Annotated in this window: 16 protein-coding genes; 12 read left to right on the top strand and 4 right to left on the bottom strand. The window is 71.0% G+C overall.

What is annotated here, in order from left to right; translation table 11 throughout:
* Positions 1-27: 27 nt before the first annotated feature.
* The 7 genes from AB0881_RS07050 to AB0881_RS07080 all read left to right on the top strand — a co-directional run bounded on the left by AB0881_RS07050 (position 28) and on the right by AB0881_RS07080 (position 8,421).
* Positions 28-972, top strand: a complete 945-nt coding sequence (locus tag AB0881_RS07050) for an alpha/beta hydrolase (protein WP_366614929.1) — start codon at positions 28-30, stop codon at positions 970-972.
* On the top strand, positions 966-2,186 hold the full coding sequence (locus tag AB0881_RS07055) for a P450-derived glycosyltransferase activator (protein ID WP_366614931.1): 1,221 nt from the start codon (positions 966-968) through the stop codon (positions 2,184-2,186). Before AB0881_RS07050 ends, AB0881_RS07055 begins: the two co-directional genes overlap by 7 nt.
* Positions 2,187-2,207: 21 nt before the next feature.
* The gene (locus AB0881_RS07060) at positions 2,208-3,476 is read left to right on the top strand and encodes an activator-dependent family glycosyltransferase (protein ID WP_366614932.1); all 1,269 of its coding nucleotides are present in this window, start codon (positions 2,208-2,210) and stop codon (positions 3,474-3,476) included.
* Positions 3,477-3,512: 36 nt separating this feature from the next.
* On the top strand, positions 3,513-5,114 hold the full coding sequence (gene rdmE / locus AB0881_RS07065; protein ID WP_366614934.1) for an aklavinone 12-hydroxylase RdmE: 1,602 nt from the start codon (positions 3,513-3,515) through the stop codon (positions 5,112-5,114).
* 177 nt (positions 5,115-5,291) lie between these two features.
* Entirely contained in the window at positions 5,292-6,539 is a 1,248-nt protein-coding gene (locus tag AB0881_RS07070; RefSeq protein WP_366614936.1) for a P450-derived glycosyltransferase activator, read from the top strand.
* Positions 6,540-6,552: 13 nt separating this feature from the next.
* Complete coding sequence (locus AB0881_RS07075) at positions 6,553-7,824, top strand: activator-dependent family glycosyltransferase (RefSeq protein WP_366614938.1); 1,272 nt, start codon at positions 6,553-6,555, stop codon at positions 7,822-7,824.
* A 162-nt stretch (positions 7,825-7,986) separates the two neighbouring features.
* Positions 7,987-8,421 (top strand): hypothetical protein, encoded by a 435-nt coding sequence (locus tag AB0881_RS07080; RefSeq protein ID WP_366614940.1) that lies wholly within the window; start codon positions 7,987-7,989, stop codon positions 8,419-8,421.
* Here AB0881_RS07080 and AB0881_RS07085 read toward each other — a convergent pair.
* Positions 8,371-9,396, bottom strand: coding sequence for an AraC family transcriptional regulator (locus AB0881_RS07085; RefSeq protein WP_366614942.1), 1,026 nt, complete (start codon positions 9,394-9,396; stop codon positions 8,371-8,373). The two genes, AB0881_RS07080 and AB0881_RS07085, sit on opposite strands and share 51 nt — an antisense overlap.
* A 171-nt stretch (positions 9,397-9,567) precedes the next feature.
* Here AB0881_RS07085 and AB0881_RS07090 point away from each other — a divergent pair, with 171 nt between their 5' ends.
* A complete protein-coding gene (locus AB0881_RS07090; RefSeq protein ID WP_366614944.1) occupies positions 9,568-10,596 on the top strand; it encodes an NAD(P)-dependent alcohol dehydrogenase in 1,029 nt (342 codons plus the stop codon).
* 7 nt (positions 10,597-10,603) lie between these two features.
* The gene (locus AB0881_RS07095; protein ID WP_366614946.1) at positions 10,604-11,506 is read left to right on the top strand and encodes a PfkB family carbohydrate kinase; all 903 of its coding nucleotides are present in this window, start codon (positions 10,604-10,606) and stop codon (positions 11,504-11,506) included.
* 57 nt (positions 11,507-11,563) lie between these two features.
* Here AB0881_RS07095 and AB0881_RS07100 read toward each other — a convergent pair whose 3' ends face one another.
* Positions 11,564-12,877 carry an MFS transporter gene (locus AB0881_RS07100; protein WP_366614948.1) on the bottom strand — a complete coding sequence of 438 codons (1,314 nt, stop codon included), beginning with the start codon at positions 12,875-12,877 and terminating at the stop codon, positions 11,564-11,566.
* A 70-nt stretch (positions 12,878-12,947) separates the two neighbouring features.
* The gene (locus tag AB0881_RS07105) at positions 12,948-14,327 is read right to left on the bottom strand and encodes an FAD-dependent oxidoreductase (protein ID WP_366614950.1); all 1,380 of its coding nucleotides are present in this window, start codon (positions 14,325-14,327) and stop codon (positions 12,948-12,950) included.
* A 112-nt stretch (positions 14,328-14,439) separates the two neighbouring features.
* On the opposite strand from AB0881_RS07105, the gene AB0881_RS07110 reads away from it, so the two are divergent.
* Positions 14,440-15,489 carry a LacI family DNA-binding transcriptional regulator gene (locus AB0881_RS07110; RefSeq protein ID WP_366614952.1) on the top strand — a complete coding sequence of 350 codons (1,050 nt, stop codon included), beginning with the start codon at positions 14,440-14,442 and terminating at the stop codon, positions 15,487-15,489.
* A 76-nt stretch (positions 15,490-15,565) separates the two neighbouring features.
* On the opposite strand, the gene AB0881_RS07115 is transcribed toward AB0881_RS07110, so the two are convergent.
* Positions 15,566-16,801, bottom strand: a complete 1,236-nt coding sequence (locus tag AB0881_RS07115; RefSeq protein ID WP_366614954.1) for a YwqG family protein — start codon at positions 16,799-16,801, stop codon at positions 15,566-15,568.
* 750 nt (positions 16,802-17,551) lie between these two features.
* Here AB0881_RS07115 and AB0881_RS07120 point away from each other — a divergent pair.
* Together AB0881_RS07120 and AB0881_RS07125 are read left to right on the top strand one after the other, a co-directional pair.
* Positions 17,552-19,675 (top strand): FAD-dependent oxidoreductase, encoded by a 2,124-nt coding sequence (locus AB0881_RS07120; protein WP_366614956.1) that lies wholly within the window; start codon positions 17,552-17,554, stop codon positions 19,673-19,675.
* A gap of 652 nt (positions 19,676-20,327) precedes the next feature.
* A complete protein-coding gene (locus AB0881_RS07125; protein ID WP_366614958.1) occupies positions 20,328-20,756 on the top strand; it encodes a hypothetical protein in 429 nt (142 codons plus the stop codon).
* Positions 20,757-20,838 lie beyond the last annotated feature (82 nt).

The raw sequence follows: 20,838 nt of genomic DNA on the forward strand, positions 1-20,838 counted from the left end.
CATTCGAGAATCGAGAGAAGGACGACCATGACGGAACGCACAGTCGCCGCCAACGATGTCGAGCTGTGGAGCGAGGGCTTCGGCGATCCCCGGAACCCGTCGATCCTCCTCATCATGGGCGGCAACCTGAGCGCCATGGGCTGGCCGGCCGAGTTCGTCGAGCTGCTGGCCGCCGGGGGCTACCACGTCATCAGATACGACCACCGGGACACGGGACGCTCCACCTGGCGCGACTTCTCCGAGCACCCCTACGACTTCGACGACCTGGCCGCCGACGCCGTCGCGGTCCTCGACGGGTGGGAGATCGAGGCCGCGCACATCGTCGGCCTGTCGATGGGGACGACGATCGCGCAGGTGATGGCGCTGGACCACCCGAAGCGGCTGCGCAGCATGTCGGTGATGCTCGGCGGAGCGCTCGACATCGACTTCGACACCAACCTCGAGCGGGCCATGGCCGGGGAGGCCTCGCTGGAGGGGTACCCCCTGCCCCGGCAGGTGTTCCTCGACATGCTGCAGATGATGTCCCGGCCGGCCGAGGGCAGGGAGGCGGTGCTCGACCAGCGGGTGACCAAGTGGCAGATGCTCTTCGGGGACGAGTTGCCCTTCGACCGCGCCGAGTACCGGCGCTGGGAGGAGCGGGCCATCGAGCACGCCGGGTCGCTGGCCGAGCCCACCGCGCACTACACGGTGTCGCTGCCCCCCACTTCGCGCGGCGCCGAGCTCGCCGGCGTCACCGTCCCCACGCTGGTGATCCAGGCGATGAACGACCCGATCGCGCCGCCGCCGCACGGGCGGCATCTCGCCGACCTGATACCCGGCGCCCGCCTCGTGGAGATCCCCGGGATGGGGCACGCGCTCCCCGGTTCGGTGCACGAACCGCTCTCCCGGGCGATCCTCGCCCATGTCCGCTCGGCCGACGCTCGCGAAGCCCGGTCGGGACAGCCGGCCGGGACGGGGACGACGTCGTGCTGACCGACGCGGAGCTGGGCCGGCACCTCCACCTGACCCAGGCGGCGCAGTGGCTGTACTCGGCCAACGGCACGCCCTTCGTGACCGGGGACGGCGACCCGTACGCATCACTGCTGCGCGGGTTCGACGACGATCCCACCCCGCTCTATCCCCGGCTGCGCGAGCGCGGCCCCCTGTGGCGAAGCCGTCTCGGCTCTTGGGTCACCGCGGACCACGGGCGGGTGGCGGAGCTGATCGGCCACCGCGATCTGGACGTGTGCGACGTGGAGGGGCGGCCGGACCCGCAGGAGCTCCCGCGACAGGTTCTGCCGCGGGAACGAACGTGCCTCGACGTCTCCCGGCAGGAATTGGATCGGCTGGCGGACATGGCCGCACCCGTGCTGGGGGCACGAGCGGCCGAGGAACGGCGATCGTTCCTCGGCGAGGCGTGGGAGCGGGCGACCGGTGCCGCCGGCGACGAGTTCGACCTGGTCGCCCTGGCCGAGCGGGTCCCCGCCGAGGTGCTCGGCGAGTTTCTGGCGCTGCCGGAGTCCCGGCGGGCGCGGCTGGCCGAATGCTGCGCGGCGGCGAGCATCGCCGTCGACGCCCTGCTCTGCCCGCAGCGGCCGGCCGAGACGCGTCTCCTGCTCTCGGCGATGGAGGAGCTGGGCACGCTCGTCACCGGATCCGATAGCGGCCTCCGATCGCTCCGGCCTCCGGACGCCCAGGTGGTGGCCGGGCTGCACGCGATCGTCGGCGTGCGCGCGGCCGCGGACGTCGTCACCAAGACCATGCTGGCCCTGCTCCAGGATGCGGAGGCGATGACGGCGCTCTCCGACGACCCGGACCGCGCCGCCCGGGCCGTCGAGGAGACGCTCCGCTTCGACCCGCCGGCCCACCTGCAGGCGTTGATCGCCCAACGGGATGTCGAACTCGCCGGGCAGCGGGTCTCCGCGGGCAGCCGGGTCGTGCTCGCCGTCGGCGCCGCCGACCGCGACCCCGCCGTCTTCACCGATCCCCACCGGTTCGCCCTCGACCGGAGCGGGGAGGAAGGGCCGCCGGTGCCGCTCGGCCCGCACCACGCCCTGGTGGCACCGCTCGTCAAGGCCCAGGCCGAGGCCGCCGTTCGCGTGATCACCGGCAGGTTCCCGCGGCTTCGCCTGTCCGGTCCCGTGCTCCGGCGCCGCAGGGCGCCCGTCACCCGGGCCCTGCTCCGCATGCCCGTCCGCACGAACTGATCCACACCGGAGAAGACGACGATGAAGGTGCTGTTCACCTCCCTGCCGCATCCGACCCATTACTACCCCATGGTTCCCATCGCCTGGGCGCTGCGTACCGCAGGCCACGAGGTGCGGGTGGCCAGCCAGGCGCAGCTCGTCGACACCATCGCCGGTACCGGCCTGACCGTCGTTCCCGTCGAATGGTCCTTGGACTCTCCCGATGACCTGCTCGCCCGGATCTGGGACGAGGGGTCGGCCTACGTCCAGGGCTTCGACTTCACCGCCAGCGGCGGCGTGGGGTGGACGTGGGAGTCGCTGCTGGCCCTGGAGAACATCATGGTGCCGACGCTCTACGCGGCGTTGAGCAACGACGAGATGGTGGACGATCTGGTGGCGTTCGCGCGCGTGTGGCGGCCGGACCTCGTCCTCTGGGACCCCTACACCCTGGCCGGCGCGATCGTCGCCAAGGCGGCCGGGGCCGCGCACGCCAGGATCGTGTCCGGTCCGGAGGTCGCGCCGCTGGCCCGCCGGGAGTTCCTCCGGCTCGCCCGGGAACTGCCGCCGGAGCACCGTGAGGACCCCACCGCCGAATGGCTCGGGTGGACGCTGGAGCGCCTGGGCTGCGGCCCCTTCGACGAGGACATGGTGACCGGGCAGTGGACGATCGACTCGACCCCGGCCGGGATGCGCGGCGATCTGGGGTTGAGGACGGTCCCGGTGCGGTTCGTTCCGTACCACGGGGCCTCGTCCGTACCCGCATGGCTGCGCGAGCCGCCCGCGCGCCCGCGCGTGTGCGTCACGCTCGGCGCGGGCGGCTCCGATTTCGGCGAGGAGCCGCTGCCCATGATCCTGCGGGGGCTGGCAAGTCTCGGCGACATCGAGGTCGTGGCCACGGTGAACGAGTCACAGCGGGAGCAGCTCGGCGAACTCCCCGACAGCGTGCGCCTTGTCGACTTCGTACCGCTTACCGACCTGCTGCCCACGTGCTCGGCGGTCGTGCACCACGGAGGCAACGGCACGAGGTCCACCGCCGAACTCCATGGCGTCCCCCAGCTTCTCCTCACGTTCGGCTGGCAGACCGAGGCCACCGCCGACCGGATCGAGGCGATCGGAGCCGGCCTCCAGGCACCGCTGTCGGGATTGACCGCAGAAGCGGTCGCGGCGAAGGTCGGGCGGCTGTTGACCGAACCGTCCTTCGCCGAGAACGCCAAGCGGCTGCAAGCGGAGGTCGCGGACATGGCGACGCCGAACGACATCGTCCCGCAGCTGGAGAAACTGACCGCCGAGCATCGCTACCGCCCCGTATGAGCCGGTAGCCGGCGCAGCGCACATTCTGGAGGATTCGTGGCAGACACAGAGGTGGACGTCTTCATCGTCGGTGCGGCGCTCAGCGGCCTGTCCGCGGCGATGTTCCTGGCCCGGCGCGGGGTGAGCGTGCACGTGGTCGAGCGGCATCCGGGAACGTCGATCTTCCCGAAGGCCGCCGGGCAGAACCCGCGCACGATGGAGCTGATGCGCATCGGCGGCGTCGCCGACGCCATCCGGAGCGTCGATGACATCCGCGGGATGGAGGGCGAGTTCACGATCAAGGTGGCGGAGTCCGTCGGCGGCAAGGTGTTCGCGACCTTCGCCGAGAGCTTCGAGGACATGGTCAAGGCGACCGCGCCCTGCACGCCGATGGGGTGGGCGATGGCCGCCCAGGACAAGGTGGAGCCCATCCTGCTCGAACAGGCGGAGCGGTACGGCGCGACCGTCCGGTTCCATTCCGAGCTGGTCGGGTTCGAGCAGGACGAGGACGGGGTGACCGCTCGCGTCCGGGACGTCCGCGACGGCACCGAGAGCACCGTGCGCGCGGCCTACATGATCGCCGCGGACGGCAACCGCAGCCCGGTCCGCGAACGGCTGGGGATCGCGCGGCACGGCCACGGGACCCTGTCGCACATGGTCGGCGTGATCTTCGAGGCCGACCTCACGGCGGTGCTGCCGCCCGGCTCCACCGGCTGGTACTACCTGAAGAACCCGCGCTTCACCGGCAACTTCGGGCCCACCGACCGGCCGGACCGGTACACGTTCTTCGTGGAGTACGACCCCGAACGGGGCGAGTCCGCGGAAGAGCTGACCCCTGCCCGGATCACCGAGCTGATCAGGATCGCGGTGAACGACCCCGGCCTGGAGCCCGACCTGCTCGACATCCAGTCGCTGGAGATGGTCGCCGAGATCGCGGAGCGATGGCGGGACGGCCGGATCCTCCTCACCGGCGACGCCGCGAAGGTCGTCCCGCCGACCGGCGGGATGGGCGGCAACGCCGCCGTCGCGGACGGCTTCGACCTCGCGTGGAAGCTGGCCGCGGTGAGCCTGGGCGAGGCCGGCCCCGGGCTGCTCGACAGCTACGAGATCGAGCGCAGGCAGGCCGCCGACCTGGTCGTCGCCGAGGCGATGCACATCTACGCCTCCCGGATGGCACCGCATCTGCTCGACGAGGTCCCGCCGGGACAGGGCATGGCCGAGGTCCTGCTCGGCTTCCGCTACCGCTCGGGCGCCGTCCTCGCGGAGGACGACGACCCGGCCCCGGCGGAGGACCCGCTGCGTCCCAGCGGGCGGCCGGGGTTCCGCGCCCCGCACGTGTGGCTGACGCGGGACGGCGAGAAGGTCTCGACCGTGGAGCTGTTCGGGGACGGCTTCGTGCTGATCGCGGGTCCGCAGGGGGCCCCGTGGCCGGAGGCCGCCAAGCAGGCCGGCGCGGAGCTGGGCGTCCGGGTGGACGCCTACCGTCCCGGCCAGGACCTCGGCGACCCCGAAGGCGACCTCGCCGACCGCTACGGCATCGGACCGTCCGGCGCGAGCCTGGTCCGCCCGGACGGGATCGTCGCCTGGCGCACCCGCGGCACCCCCGACGACCCCGGTGCCGTGCTGCGCGACGTGCTGGCCCGGGTGCTGTCCCGCTGACGAGCCCCCACGCCCTGCGTCCCCCGGGAGGCAGCTGCCAGCACCATCAACGCTCGTGCCGATCTCGAGCACCGTCACCGACTCTGAGTCTCACTGTCCACGAACCTGGCCGGAGGCACCGCACCACCTGTGCTGGCGCGTGGAGCTGACAGAAATCGCGAGGCTGGCGATATGACAATGGTTCTGACCGATAATCGACTCGGGCGACACCTGCTGACCATGCGCGGTGTCCAATGGCTGGCCGGGGCCGAGGACGATCCCTACGCGCTGCTCCTCAGGGCGAGCGACGACGATCGCCTCTCGCTCTTGCGCCGTCTGCGCGAGCATGGCGCGCTGCACAGGAGCACGTTGGGCGCGTGGGTGGCCAGTGATCACGCGCTGGCGGCCCGCGTCCTGAGGGATCCGCGGCTGAGCCCGTGCCACCCCGACGGCCCGCAACAGCATCTCGACCAGGACTCGTGGACGGCACCGGTGGTGTGCCACGTACTCCCCCTCGACGAGGCCCATCTGACCATGGAATCGGCCGCGTACGAGCGGCTGCGCGGGCTGGCCGAGCCGGTGCTCGGCGAGGGCCGTGCCGATCGGCATGTGCCGGCCGTGGCGGATGTCGTGGGCTCAGTCGTGGGTTCGATGGACGGCCCGTTCGATCTGATGGCCGATCTGGCCAGGCCGCTGGCGGTCGCGTCATCGGCCCGCCTCCTCGGCGTACCGCCCGAGGAACGCGAGAGGTTCGGCCGGCTGTGCGCCGACACCGCGATCGCGCTGGACGCGGGGACCGTTCCGCAGCCGTTCCCGCTCGCACGCGCGCTCCTCACCGCGATCGGCGAGCTTCGCGCCCTCTTCGCCGGACTCATCGCGGACCGGCGGAACGGCCTGAGCGACGAACTGCCCGAGGCGGACGCGGACGATCTCCTGGCGATATGCATGCTGGTCACGCTCGCCGGGAGCGAGGTGGCCGCCAACCTGATCTGCAACACGATGGCGGCGCTGCTCGACCACCCCGACCAATGGGCAGAGGTCCGAGCCGATCCGGACCTGGCGGGCGCCGCGGTCGAGGAGACGCTCCGCTGGGACCCGCCGGTCCGGCTGGAGAGCAGGATCGCGCACGAGGATCTGGAACTGGCCGGGCGGCCGGTCGCCGCGGGCGAGGAGGTCGTCGTCCTGGTCGAGGTGGCCAACCGCGACCCCGCCGTGTACGCCGCGCCCGACGACTTCGTGATCGCGAGAGCCGGGGAGGCCGGTCATCTCAGCCTGGCCGGCTGCTACTCCGGCCTGGTGGCGCCGCTGGCGCGGCTGCGGGCGACCACGGCCGTGCGCGCCATCGCGGAGGGCATGCCCAAGATCACGCGGCGGGGCGTACCCGTTCGCCGGCTCCGTTCGCCGGTCGTGCGGAGCGTCGTCCGATTCCCGGTGAGCTCCGAGTAGACGAGGAGGGCACGTGCGGGTATTGATCGTATCCCACGCGCAGGACACCCACTTCAACGGCGCGGTTCCGCTCGCGTGGGCGCTGCGCACGGCGGGCCACGAGGTGCGGGTGGCCAGCCAGCCGGCGCTGTCCGGCAGCATCACCGGGGCCGGCCTGACCGCGGTCGAGGTCGGAGAGGACCCGGAGCTCGGGCTCATGATGGGCTCCGTCGGTCACCGCATGCTGGCGATGCACCGCGATCCCGACTATCTGGCCAACCGGCCCGAACGGTTGACGCTGGAGTACCTCCAGGCGTCCAACACCGTCCTCGCCTGGACGTTCTTCTCGCAGCTCAACAACGATTCGATGGTGGACGACCTGGTCGACTTCGCGTGCTCGTGGCGTCCCGACCTGGTGATCTGGGAGCAGTTCACCTTCGGCGGCGCCGTGGCCGCGCGGGCGTGCGGCGCGGCCCACGCCAGGCTGCTCTCCATCGCCGACACGTTCCACAACAGCAGGCAGGTCTTCCTCGACAAGCTGCGGCAGGAACCGCCCGAGCACTTCGACGACACCATCGGAGAGTGGCTGAGCTGGAAGCTCGGCCGGTTCGGCCGCACGTTCGACGAGGAGGTCATGACCGGCCAGTGGACGATCGACCAGCTGCCGCCCAGCATGAGGCTCCCCCTCGGGCTGCGGACGGTGTCCATGCGCTACGTCCCGTACAACGGCCCCACGCCCGCGGTGGCGCCCCGCTGGCTGGACGCCGAGCCGGTGCGGCCGCGGGTGTGCCTGACGCTGGGAGAGACGCTCCGCAGCATTCCCTTCCCCACCCCCATCTCGGTCGAGGACGTCTTCGAGGCCATCGCCGATCTCGACATCGAGCTGGTCGCCACCCTCACCGCCGCGGAGTGCGCCGAGGTGTCGCGGGTGCCCTCCAACACGCGGGTGGTCGAGCACGTCCCGATGCACGTGCTGCTGCCGTCCTGCTCGGCGATCATCCACCATGGTGGCGCCGGCACCTGGTCGACGGCGGGGGTATGCGGCGTGCCGCAGGGAGCCACGGGCTGGGTGTGGGACACCATCTACCGGGCGCAACGGCTGGAGGATCTGGGCGCGGGCATCCACATTCCCGCCTCCGCCGAATTCACCCCGGACCGTCTGCGTGAGGTGCTGATAAGCCTTCTGGAGAAGCCGTCCTATAAGGAGAACGCGATGCGGCTTCGCGAGGAGATTCTCGGGTGCCCCAGCCCTAACGAGGTCGTTCCCGTCCTGGAGGAACTCACCGCCGCCCATAGGAGCCGGTAACGAAGCGAACACCCATCCGCCCCTGACTCCACCCTGGCTCACCGTTCCCGCCGACCAGATCGGGCACTCCGTCTCCAACTCCCGAATCCGGTCCTTGAGCTGCTGGTTCCCTTCTAATGCAACGCATGGCCGCGTTCGGCTTGGTTCGGTAGCTTCGTGGTCATGCAGCCACCGACGGGCACGCCTCCGATCCCTTACGCGGGGCACCACGCCGGGCCGCGCCGGATCCTCGTCCTCGACCTGCGGCGCGGCCTGATCGCGGGCAACTCGGCCACCGTCAGCATCGACGGAAGCGAGTATCCCCGGCACTGGGGCCGGACGGCGTTCGAGATCCCCGCGGACCGCCCGGTTGCCGTCGCGGTCTTCCAGAGGTTCCGGGGCACCCAGGCGGGGCTCGCCACGACGGTGCTGCCGCCCGGGGCGCCGCCCGCGCTGGAGTACCGCGGCCCGGCCCACCTGGCGATGGCCGGCGAGGTCGGCCCGCCCGGCACCGTGCGCCAGCGCGGGCTGGTGATGCAGTCGATGCTGCTCGGCTGCCTGGGCGTGCTACTGCTCGTCTTCCTGCTCTTCGTGGTCTTCATCGCCACCAGCCTGTGAGCGCGGAACCGGCAGCGGGTCGCGGACGGCCGGACCGGCCTGGGCGCGGGGCTCCGCCGGCCGGTGGTTCTCGTCCGCGAGGAGGCGGCGGTACGCCCGGGGGGTCATCGCGTACTCCTCGCGGAACCGGCGATTGAAGTTCGAGAGGTTCGCGTAGCCGGCATCGTGCGCGATCGACGCGATGGAGCGCTTCGGGTCGGCCAGCAGGCGGCATGCGTGGGCCAGGCGCAGATGCCGCACCATATCGCTGAAGTTCTGGCCGCTCGCCCGAGCGAAATGCCGGGAAAAGGCCGACACCGACATTCCCGCGATCCGCGCCGCCTCCGACAGCCGCGGACCCGACCGCAGGTTCCGGAAGATGTAGTCGACCGCCTCCGCGAACGTGTCGGAGGCGGGTACCGCGGCACCGTCGGCCGGACGCGACGCCACCGCGCGCCACTCGTCCTCCGGCGCACCGGCGAGCACGGCGAGCAGATGGAGGAACCCGGCGATCGCGGCGCCGCCGTCCTGCTCGCCGATGCCCAGCAGCAGCTCGCCCGCGCGCTCCAGCGTCGCTCCGGAGAACTCGATCCCCCGCGCCGACCTCGCGAGCAGCCCGTTCACCGGATCCAGCTCGGGGGCGGCGGCCGCCAGCCGCGCGACCCGCTCCGGATCGAACTGCAGCACGACGTCGCGATCGTCGATCCGTTCCCCCCGCTCGAGATCGCTCAGCCAGTCGTGCGGGACCCGCGCCCCCACGACGAACAGCGCCGGCGCGGTGAACCCGCCCACGGCATCGCCGATGACGTAGTGGCCGGTGCCGCGCCGGATGAGATGGATCTCGACCTCGGGATGCAGGTTCCAGCGCGCCAGCGGATCCGGATACCCGTGCGTGCGCCAGGTGAACGTCGCGTCCGGCGCACGCGGAACCACTTCGCGGTACGCCGGTGCAGTCTCGCTCATTGGACCAGAGTACCGATACCACCGTGCGGGCAAGCGTGCTTCCGACGCCTCTCCGGCGCAAGAAAGTATCAGAAAGTCGACGATCGCCCGCCTAGAACGCCGGCTCCCGCGTTTCTACGCTGTGCACGGCCCGGCCCGAACACCGCGGCGCGCCGCACCTCCGTGCGCCGGGCGGCTCGTCCCGTCGATCAGAAGGATGCCGTGATGACGACTGCTCTCCCACCCAGCAACCGTGCCGCGGTTCTCACCGGGATCGGTGAGATCGCCGTCGAGGAGGTCCCCGTCCCCGAGCTCGCTCCGGACCAGATCCTGGTGCGTGTCGACGCGGTCGGCGTGTGCGGCTCCGATGCGCACTACTTCCGGCACGGGCGCATCGGCAGCTACGTGGTGACCGGTCCGCTCATCCTCGGACACGAAACGGCCGGTACGGTCGTCGCCGCCGGGCCCGAGGCGGGGGGCCACCAGGTGGGCGACCGCGTCGCCATCGAGCCCGGCGTGCCCTGCGGTCGCTGCGACATCTGCCGCCGCGGGCGCTACAACCTGTGCCCGGACGTCGCGTTCCACGCCACCCCTCCCGTCGACGGCACGCTGCGCGAGTACGTGGCCGTGCGCGGGGATTACGCGTTCCGCCTCCCCGACGGGGTGCCGGTGGAGCAGGGTGCGCTCGCCGAGCCTCTCGCCGTGTCGGTCTGGGCATGCCGGAAGGCCGGCGTCGCCCCGGGCACCCGCGTGCTCGTCACCGGCGCGGGGCCCGTCGGCCTGCTCACCGCGCAGACCGCGCTGGCCTTCGGCGCGTCCTCCGTCGTCATCACGGACGTCGATCCCGCCAAGCGCGCGCTGGCGGAGACACTCGGCGCGATGACGGTCGACGCCACCGAGCTCGGCGCGTCCGCCGGCGAGTTCGACGTCCATGTCGAGTGCTCGGGAAACCCCCAGGCCACCGGCGACGGCATCGGCAGGCTGGCGCGCGGCGGCACCGCCGTCCTCGTCGGCATGGGCGGCGACGACGCCCTCGACGTGCCGGTGTCGCTGATCCAGGAGCGCGAGCTGGTCATCACCGGGGTCTTCCGCTACGCCGACTGCTTCCCGACCGCGATCGAGCTCATCGCCTCGGGGCGGGTTCGCGTCGCCGAGCTCATCAGCGGACGGTACCCGCTGAGCGAGGCCGGCACGGCGATCGACACGGCCGGACGGGCCAGCGTCTGCAAGACGCTGATCCTGCCGCAGGGCTGAGGCCGCGTTGACGAACACCGCGCCCCATGACGTCCTCTGCGTCGGCGAAGCGCTCATCGATCTCGTGCCCGATGGCGGGCTCTACGCGCCGCGGGCCGGCGGTGCGCCGGCGAACGTCGCGGCCGCCGCGGCGGGGCTGGGCCGCCGATCGGCCCTGATCTCCGCCGTCGGCGCCGACTGGCTCGGCGACACCGTTCTCGGCGCGCTGCGCGACGCGCGCGTCGACTGCACGTACGTGTCCCGCGACCCTCACCGCGCGACCGGTGTCGCCGTCGTCGCACCCGCCGGCGTCCAGCCCGGTTTCCTGCTCTACCGTTCGGCCTCGGCGGATGCGCACCTGACACTGACGGCCGATGCACGGCGGGCGGTGGAGACGAGCCGCGTGGTCCACATCAGCTCGCTCCTCGCCGCTTCCGAGGCCGGAGAACGGGTGCAGCAGAGCGTCCTCGGCGCCGTCGACCGCGACCGCACGCTGGTCTCGTACGACGTCAACATCCGCACGGCCGCCTGGCCGGCCCCGGAGGCGATGCTGACGGCGACGAGGGAGATGCTCCGCCGCGCCGACATCATCAAGGTCACCGAGGAGGAGCTTCGCATCCTCGGCGTCACGCTCACCTCCGCCGTCGCCGCGGACGCCCTGTGGCTCGTCACGGACGGGGCCGCCGCCGCGCGCCTGGTCACCTCGCGCTTCGACGTGCGCGTGCCGATCGAGGCGGTCACCGTCGTGGACACCACCGGCGCCGGCGACGCGACGCTGGCGGCCCTGCTGGACGGCGTTCTCGCGGCGCCGTCACCCCGGAGGATCGGCAGGGACGACGCCGAGCGGGCCCTCCGCCGCGCCGTGTCCATCGGCTCCTATGTCGTGACGCAGCACGGCGCGATGTGCGACCTGCGCCCCTTCACCGCCTGACCGCCGCAGGGGCGATCGCATCTCTCCCTGCAGATGCGATCGCCCCTGCGGCGGTGTTCAGATCTCGTTGAGATCCTTGTCCTGATTGTCCGGCGCGGTGATGACCGTGACGCCCGTGATCACCAGCGTGATGATGATGTAGAGCGCCAGCGGCCAGACCGCCCCGGCGCTCACCGCGATCAGGGCCGTCGCGATGTAGGGCGCGCTGCCGCCGAAGAGCGCGCCGCCGAGCTCACGGCCCGCGCTCACGCCGCTGAAGCGCACGCTGGAGCGGAACATCTCCGCGGCGAACGCCGCCTGCGGGCCGAAGATCATGTCCTTCAGCACCGGCAGCCCGATGACGACGGCGAGGAAGATCAGCCACGGCTCGCGCGTGTTCAGCAGCCAGAAGAACGGGAACACGAACAGCGCCGTCAGCACGACGCCCGTGACGATCACCTTCTTGCGCCCGACCCTGTCGGACACCCAGCCCCAGAACGGGATGGTCACCATCTCGAGCGCCGCGGCGACACCGATGACCCACAGCATCAGGGTGCGGTCCAGCCCCAGGTCGCTGGTTCCGTAGGACAGCGAGAACGTCTGGATCAGGTACCCCCAGACCGCGCCGCCCATCACCAGGCCGATCGTGCGGAGGATGGCCTTCGGGTGCTTCGCGAACGCCGTGAGGATCGGCCGGCGCTCGGTCTCGGTGTCCTTGATGTCGGTGAACGCGCGCGTCTCGGGCAGGCGCGCGCGGACGACGGCGCCGAAGACGACCAGGACGACGCTGCCGAGGAACGGGATGCGCCATCCCCACGACAGGAACTGCTCGTCCGGCAGTGCCGACACGAGGGCGAACACGACCGTGGCGAGCACGAAGCCGGCCCCCGTGCCCATCGAGGGCAGCGCGCCGAAGAATCCGCGCCTGCGGACCGGGGCGCTCTCCATCGTCATCAGCGTCGCGCCGGCGAACTCACCGCCGACGGCGAAGCCCTGGACGATCCGGAGCAGGCACAGCAGGATCGGCGCCCAGACGCCGATCTGCGCGGCGGTCGGCAGGAGGCCGATCAGAGCCGAACTGAGCCCCATCGCGATGAAGGTGAACATCAGGACCGGCTTGCGTCCCACCTTGTCGCCCAGGTTGCCCAGGACGAAGCCGCCGATCGGGCGCGCGAAGAAGCCCACACCGAGCGAGGCGAATGCGGCGAGGGTGCCGCCGACCCCCTCCTGCCCGAACATCAGCGGGCCGAACACCAGCGCCGCGGCCAGGCCGTAGAGATTGAAGTCGTACCATTCCAGTACGGTGCCGACCGTGCTGGCGAGGAACGTGCGCCGGGACTGCTCCGTCGAGTCCGGCCGATCCTCGCCCTCGCGTTGAGCGACGTTGACCACGTGATTCGTCCTTCGATTTACGCGAGGCCGCCGGCCGGGCCCGGCCGGCGGCCGATGTGGTTCGGGCGCCTCAGGCCGGGATCATCGCCCCCTGGGCGACGAGCCTGGCCCGCAGTTCTTCGATGTCGATGTCACGGACCTCGCCCGACGCGGCGAGCGCCATGGCGGCCGCCGTCCCGGCCGCTTCGGCCACGGCCATGCAGGTGCCCATGACGCGCGCCGAGGCGAAGACCGTCGAGTCGACCGAGATGGTGCGCCCGCTCAGCAGGAGTCCGTCGACCTCCTGCGGCACGAGGCAGTCGTAGGGGATGCCGTAGGGCTTCTCGATCACGGTGAGGTCGATGCCCTCTCCGGTACCGGAGTGGATGTCGACGTTGTAGGCCGACTGCGCGATGGCCTTCCGGCTCGTGTCCTCGGTGTAGAGACGGTCCATCGTCAGGCGGGTCCTGCCCATGAAGTGGCGCGTCTCGCGGATCCCGAGCGCCGGCGAGATCTGCGAGATCACGACGTTCTCGAAGCCGGGCACGTACTTGCGCATGAACTCGACGATCTCCAGCACCTGCTGGTACCCGGTCTCCAGCCCGGCGGACAGTTCGACCGGGTCGGAGGCGTCGATGCGCGTGACCCGCGAGGTGTTGATCGTGAGCAGCTTCTCGGACGCGGTCGCGATGTGGATGAACTGATTGCGCGGGACGGAGAAGTCGCCGGCCTCGCGCGCCTCGCGGACGAGGTCGGTCAGGCCGATGAAGCAGTGCCCCCGCGTCCGGCGGAGGAAGTCGACGTCGTAGCCGTCGGCGTAGTCCTCCTTGATGCCCATCTCCTCGGGGCGCTCGTCGAGGAAGGCGAACAGCTTCTCGAGATCGTGGCCGGTCACCGTGAACACGAGCGTGCTCGGCTGCATGATCTCGGTGCCCTCCTGGCCGCGCGTGAAGGGGACGCCGGCGAGATAGGCGAGGTCGCCGTCCCCGGTCGCGTCGATGAACTGCGTGGCCTCGATCCGCGTGTTGGTCAGCTTGCCGAACACGGTGACCGCCTTCAGGCGGGCGTTCTCGTCGACCTCGGCACCGATGAGCTCGTTCTCGAAGAGGATGTCGACACCCGCTTCACGGCACATCCGCATCGCCACGATCTTCACCAGGTCGGAGGAGACCGGGGAGATCGAGTTGTGCACCGGGCACCAGAAGTGACCGGGAGCGCCCCCGAGAGCGGCGAGGCGGTCCATGAACTCCTGCGGGATGCCGTCCAGCGCCTTGTTGCCGGAGCGGTCGAGGAAGCCGAGGATGCTCAGCCCCGAGGCCGCCGCGCCGCCGAGCGCCGCGGAGCGCTCGACCAGGATGGTCCGCGCGCCGTTCCTCGCGGCCGCGAGCGCCGCCGGGAATCCGCCGGGGCCTCCGCCGATCACGGCGACGTCGTAGGTGACGGACCTCTCGCGCAGTCCGGGCTTGAGCATGATCGCGGTCTCCAAGTATGCGGGCGCCGCGCCGCGACACCAGTGAACAATCGATTTTCCAGAACGTAGCGGCCGCCCGCACCCGAGTCAATCCGCCCGATATCATCGAGGGATGCCGACGGCACCAGACAAACGCGGACCCGCGCCGACCCTGCGGGACGTCGCCGCCCGCGCGGATGTCTCGGCGACGATCGCGTCACGCGTCCTGAACGACGACCCGTCGGTGCGCGTGCGCGACGACACGCGTGCCCGCATCCACGAGGTCGCCCAGGCGCTCGGCTACGTGCCCAACGGCCTCGCCCGTTCCCTGCGCAAGTCGCGCTCGGACGCCATCGGGCTCGTCATGCACAACCTCGCGAGCCCCCTGAACACCACGGTGCTGGAGGGTGTACGCGGCCGGTGCGCGGACGCGGGGTACGTCACCCTGGTCGCCGACTCCGATCAGCTGACCGTCGACAGCAGCAGGCTGCGCACGTTCCTCGCGCGCGGCCGCCTGGACGGCGTGATCCTGCACGTCGGCTACGGGCACCACGACCGGCTGATCGAGGAGGTCTCGCGGCATCTGCCCGCCGTCCTCGTCAACGCCGACCTCACGGCCCCCGTCCCCGCGGTCCGGCTCGACGACACCGCCGCGGGGCGCCTCGCCACGAGCCATCTGATCTCGCTGGGCCACACCGACATCTGCTTCATCGGCGGGCCGGAGGGATCCGTGACCTCGCTCGGGCGGCAGAGCGGCTACGAGGCCGCGCTGGAGGAGAGCGGGCGGCAGCCGCGAATCGACGCGATCCGCGCGGGCTGGGGCCCCGAGGACGGCGAGGCGGCCGCCCTCGAACTCCTGCGCCGCCCGGCCCTGCCGACGGCCATCGTCGTCGCCAACGTGGTGACCGCGTCGGGGGTGCTCACGGTGCTCCGATCGGCGGGCGTGCGCGTACCGGACGACATCTCCGTCGTCGCGATCCACGACGCCTGGTTCGCGAAGCACCTCGCGATCCCGCTGACGACCGTCCAGCTGCCGTTGTTCGAGCTGGGCGAGACGGCGGCCGGCCTGCTCCTGGGCACCCTCGCCGGGAAGGAGCCGTCCGACCGCGTGCTGATCACGGACCCTCCGCCGCACCTGATCCCGCGGGAGTCGACCGCCGCACCGCGCGCGGGGGCGCGCTAGCCGCGACTCCACCAGCGAGTATGCGGCTGGAAACGCCAGGCGTAGGCACGGGCGGACGGCCGAGTTGCGAGTGTGGTCAGTGCATTTGCCACACGCCTCGGACCCGGGTGAAGTCTCCCGTCGCGAGGGCGTCGCGTGGGATGAAGATGTAGATCATGCCGTTGTCGCCGAGGAGCGCGTCCGGTTCGGAGTCGATCTGGGCGAGCAGCCGCCATTGGGTGGGTGGCGTGCCTGGGTCGATGTTCGCGCAGTGTCGCCAAGGGTCGTCCTGGAGGGTGTCGGCGTAGCCGAGCAGGCGGTGCCGGGGCTGGTCGTCGTCACTCAATGGGGGGTGGAACTCGTTGAGGAACTCGATGAACGCCGCGTACTGCTCGCTGGGGTGGGCCGGGTCGTCGCCGGTGAGGTCCAGGTTGGTCTGGTCGCGGTAGAAGGGGCTGTCCAGCGGGGGCAGCGACAGCTCCACCGCCGGGACCACCGCGCGCTGTGGGAGTGTCCGGGCTGTGGCGGGAGGTGGTGTCAGGGTCAGGCTGCGGACCGGTGGCGGCTGGAACATGACCCGGATGCCAGGGCCGTGTGCGGTGTCCTCCCAGGCGGTATCGCCGGTGAGGTCCGCGAAGATCTGCAGCAGACCGCGCGGGGGCAGCGATCGGTCGTCATCGCATCGGCTGATCTCCGCCAGGTCGATCTGTGCCAGCAGGGTCATCGGGCGGTCGTGGCGGTGCGGCCAAGGCTCGCTCGGCGGCAGGTCGGGGAGGCCGCCCAGCCGGGTGTGCCCGAGGGTGCCGTCGGGACGGGGAATGAGGTCGATCCCGGTGCGGCGCAATGCCAGGAGTGCGTCCGCGTGCTCGTCCAGTCCCAGGTTCTGGCAGGTGTCTCGGATCCATTGCGTGGCGCTGGCGGCATCGGCGGCCATGGCCCAGCCTTGGACGGTGCTGGGATCGGTGCACCGCTCGACGAACTCCTCGGTGCTGTGGGCCTGGTCGTCTTGCAGGACGGCGTTGGCGAACTCCAGCATGCCGGGGGCCAGGCAGCGTCCGCCGGAGCGGTCGATGGCGCAGGCCAGCAAGGAGGGCAGCGACCGCACCCACGCCTGGAGGTAAGAGCGGACCCGGGCGGGATCCTGGCCCGCTGGGACCAGCTGGACCTCCTGCTGTCCGCACTCACCGGTGGCGTCGTTGAGCAACTGCAACCCGACGTTGAGGGATCCGTCGTCGGCGAGGTGGAGGCCGGGCTCGGCAAGCTCCACGCGGAACCGCCCGTGCAAGGCGGGCAGGCCGGCTCGCAGCAGCCCTTCCAGCTCCTCTACGTCCACTATCGACCTCCGGGACGAGCAGTCATGACCGGCAAAGCTAGCAATTACGACCGACAAGGCGGCGGGGTCTGGCAGGACCGTATTGCTCGCGGGCAAGCATCGGGCGGCAGCCAATGTGCCCGCAGGTCGACCAAGCAGGTGATTTATCGTTCCGACCCAGCGCATGGCTCATGGGGGCGTGACCGAGGGATAGCTGTCAACGGCGGGTCCCTGGTGTGCGAATTCGGCAATCTACGGGTGGCCGAGGCCGAGCGGATAGTTCGCCGTGCACCCGCCAGCGCGTCCTTCTCCAGATCGGTCATCGAAAGCGGACGCAGCACCGCAAACGCATTCGCCGCAGGCAAGATAAAGCCGCCCTCAAGGCTTTTGCATAACCCTCGATCCATTAATCTACGGGCCTCAATCGGAGGGTTCGTTGAGCAATGCCGTCCTTGGCTACGAGCTCTCGCGGCGCCCTGCGGACCTCTGGCAACTCCTGTGCGCCTCATGACCACGGGCCCGCTCCGTCAAGCCGAGCCGTGTCGCTGTGCGTCGGCGGGACGGCGGGCCGGTCGGCCTCCTGCCTGCTCCTCAGCAGCCAGGACGGCCGGACGGCTCCCGCTGCGACACCCGTCATCCAAGGGCCGTGGCGCGTCTACGCGGCACATCGCCTCGTCCTGGCACGCCCCAGGCCCCTCCCCCCTGAGGACGTCCCGCTGAGCGAGAAGGCGTCAAAAAACATTAGGTGTCACGAAATATCCTCTGCCGGTGGTGATCCGACAGCAAACGTTCCCTGCCCTCCTCTCGCCCGGCAAGATCGGGCCCGTCGCGCTGGCCAACCGGGTGGTTCTCCCCGCGATGGACATGAACCTCTGCGAGGACGGCGAGATCCATCAGGGCGATATAGACCACTTCGCGGCCCGCGCCAAGGGCGGCACCGGAATGATCATCACGGGCTGCTGCGCCGTCGCCTACCCGGCGGGCTGCACCAGCCGCAAGGAGCCGGGCCTGTCCGAGGACCGGTTCATCCCCGGACTCAAGGCGCTGGCCGACGCGGTCCACGAGGCCGGCAGCAAGCTGTGCGTGCAGATGGTGCACCACGGCAAGGTCGCCCGGATCGACACCCTCGACGGCCGGCCGCAGCTGGTGCCGTCCGTCCCGAAGCCTCCCGGCGACATGAGCGCGATGATCGACTGCACCCCCGAGGAACTCGGGAAGATGGCCGCGATCCAGGAGGGCAAGAAGGCCGCCCACCATGAGGCCACCCACGAGGACCTCGCGTGGCTGGTCCGGATGTTCGCGGAGGCGGCCGGCCGTGTGAAGACCGCCGGCGGCGACGCCGTCGAGATCCACTGCGCCCACAACTACGTGCTCGGCGGCTTCTTGAGCCGCTACTCCAACCAGCGCACCGACGAGTACGGCGGGTCGCTCGAGAACCGGGCGCGGCTGACGTGCGAGGTGATCCGCGCGGTCAAGGAAGAAGTCGGTGACAGCCTCGCCGTCATCGTGCGCGTGGCGGGACAGGAGTACGGCGAGTCCGATGGGCTGACGGCCGACGAGGCCGCCCGTGCCGCCGCCTTGTTCGAGCAGGCCGGTGCCGATGCCATCCACGTCACCGGCACCGCGCTGAACGCGTTCGCGAACTTCACCGACGGCCCGCTCCCCAACACGGTCGGCTTCTACACCGCCAACGCCGCGATCGTGAAGCGCGCGGTGTCGATTCCGGTCATCACCGTCGGCCGCATGCTGCCCGAGGTCGGCGAGCGAATGATCACCGAGGGCCACACCGATTTCGTCGCCATGGGCCGCCAGCTGCTGGCCGATCCCGACCTGGTCAACAAGCTCAAGGCCGGCCGCGGCGAGCAGGTCCGCCCGTGTATCAACTGCTACGTGTGCGTGCAGGAGAACTTCTGGGACGCCACCCCGCTGTGCGCGGTCAACCCGGCGCTCGGCAACGAGACGCTGCTGCCGCTCCCGCGCACCACGACCCCCAAGCACGTCGTCGTCGTCGGTGCCGGACCGGGCGGCATGGAGACCGCCCGTGTCGCCACCGAACGCGGCCACCGCGTCACCCTGCTGGACAAGACCGATCGTCTCGGCGGAACGCTGTGGTTCTCGACGCTGACCACCCCCGACAACGAGCGCCTGCTGAATTGGCTCGCCCAGGAGGTGCGGCGGGCCGGTGTCGACGTCCGGCTGAAGACCGAGGCCACCGCCGCGACGATCAAGGCCCTCGCGCCCGATGCCGTCGTCGTCGCCACGGGTGCCGTGCGCGGACGTCCGAGCGTTCCGGGCGGCGACCTGCCCCACGTCCACACCGGTGACAGCCTGCGCGGCCTGATGACCGGCACCGGTGACGTCTCGGACCAGCCGCTGTTCCTGCGTGCCGCCAGCAGGCTCGGCGGTCTCGTCGGCATCACCAAGAGCCCCGCCAGGATCCGCGACCTGAGCCGCAAGTACCTCAGGTTCCTGCCGATGAGCAAGTACGTCGTCGTCATCGGCGGCTCGCTCGTCGGTCTCGAACTCGCGGAGTTCCTCGCCGAGCGCGGCAGCCGGGTGACCCTGATCGAGGAGGGCCGGCAGCTCGGTGTGCCGATGGCGATGCCGCGCCGCTGGACCGCCGTCAAGCACGCCAAGGAGCTGGGCGTGAAGATCCACCGCAACGCGACCGTCGAGCGCATCACCCGCAAGACCGTCCAGTTCACGGTCGAGGGCAAGTCGCTGACCGCGCCGGCGAACATGGTCGTCGTGGCGTCGGGCGTCTCGGCGGCGGCGCCGCTCGCCGACGAACTGGCCCAGGCCGGCGTCAAGGTCCACCTCGTCGGCGACGCCGAAGAGGTCAACTACATCGAGGGCGCGATCCACTCGGCGTGGAAGGTGGCCACCTCGATCTGATCGCGGCCGCCCGCACCCCCGAAGCCGCCTCGAGGGCGCGGCGTGTGCCACGGCCGCCTCGCCGGCAATGTCCATCCCGGCGAGGCGGCCGGACCAATCACCACCGGCAGCACCCGAACCAGCAGGTCACAGCCACGACCGAGGGTCTCCCCCAACCCGGGCGGCTCGACCCGTCACGCCGTCACGCCCGAGGACCTCGTGCCGACCGGCCCGCAGATCGGGGATCTGGCCGTTGAGTGCGGAATCGAACAACTTCGCAGGCAGGGGCGCACCGACCTGCGTCCGGCCGCCACCGCGGCCCGACACCGCATCATCGCGATCCTCCCGGACGGCCTACGCGCCCCCCGGCACTCTCCTCCCCGGCACCCCGCCTGCCGCCCCCTGTTCGCCGGCCCCTGTTCGCCGGCCCCTGTTCGCCGGCCCCTGTTCGCCGGCCCCTGGGCGAACGACTGACATCACCGAGCCGTGCCCTCTCTCAGCCTCGCCACTGAGAGGTCCATGCGGTCGCCGGTGGCGACCATGTGTTGGCGACCACGGTCCGGAGCTTCAGAACGGCTTCTGCTTCTGACGTGGGGTGACGCCGAACTGAAGCGCGGGTGAAGACGCTGTCGCCTTCACTGAGGACTCCAGGAAGCGGCAGAAGGGAACCGACATGCGCACCTGGCAGAAGGCGGCGAAGCTCGCGACCGTGGTCACGGTGGCCGGAGGGCTCGCGTTGACCGGAACCTCGGCGGCGGTCGCCGACGAGGGTGCGGCCCAGAAGAGGATCGGCCAGTGCGGCACCGGGGTGTTCCTCGACGGCATCCGGGCCCTCGCGGTCAGCGAGTCCGGCCGCGACGAGGTGTACATCACGAGCAACGGCACCAAGATCTGGCCGGCTACGGCCGCTTACGTGTCGATGGCCGCGGGCCAGCGGGTCGAGGTCGACAAGTGCGTGCCCAGCAACGCCCAGATCCGCATCTGGGATGAGGACACGGCCGACTGGGACGACGACCTCGGCGGCTTCAAGGTGCAGGGGGAGGTGACCCGCAACTACGAGCCCGTGGGCGCCGGCCACTACCGGATCGGGGCCATCGCCTGATCGACCCTCACGTACGGCACCGCCTTCGGCCCTTCTTCAGTCGGCCGGAGGCGGTGCCGTGCTCTTGAGCCCTTGCGGCGCT

Source organism: Spirillospora sp. NPDC029432, from assembly GCF_040703975.1.
Classification (GTDB): domain Bacteria; phylum Actinomycetota; class Actinomycetes; order Streptosporangiales; family Streptosporangiaceae; genus Spirillospora.

Coding starts and splice junctions, on each gene's coding strand:
- AB0881_RS07050 (WP_366614929.1), top strand. CDS start 28: ATGACGGAACGCACAGTCGCCGCCAACGATGTCGAGCTGTGGAGCGAG.
- AB0881_RS07060 (WP_366614932.1), top strand. CDS start 2,208: ATGAAGGTGCTGTTCACCTCCCTGCCGCATCCGACCCATTACTACCCC.
- AB0881_RS07070 (WP_366614936.1), top strand. CDS start 5,292: ATGGTTCTGACCGATAATCGACTCGGGCGACACCTGCTGACCATGCGC.
- AB0881_RS07080 (WP_366614940.1), top strand. CDS start 7,987: ATGCAGCCACCGACGGGCACGCCTCCGATCCCTTACGCGGGGCACCAC.
- AB0881_RS07090 (WP_366614944.1), top strand. CDS start 9,568: ATGACGACTGCTCTCCCACCCAGCAACCGTGCCGCGGTTCTCACCGGG.
- AB0881_RS07105 (WP_366614950.1), bottom strand. CDS start 14,327: ATGCTCAAGCCCGGACTGCGCGAGAGGTCCGTCACCTACGACGTCGCC.
- AB0881_RS07110 (WP_366614952.1), top strand. CDS start 14,440: ATGCCGACGGCACCAGACAAACGCGGACCCGCGCCGACCCTGCGGGAC.
- AB0881_RS07125 (WP_366614958.1), top strand. CDS start 20,328: ATGCGCACCTGGCAGAAGGCGGCGAAGCTCGCGACCGTGGTCACGGTG.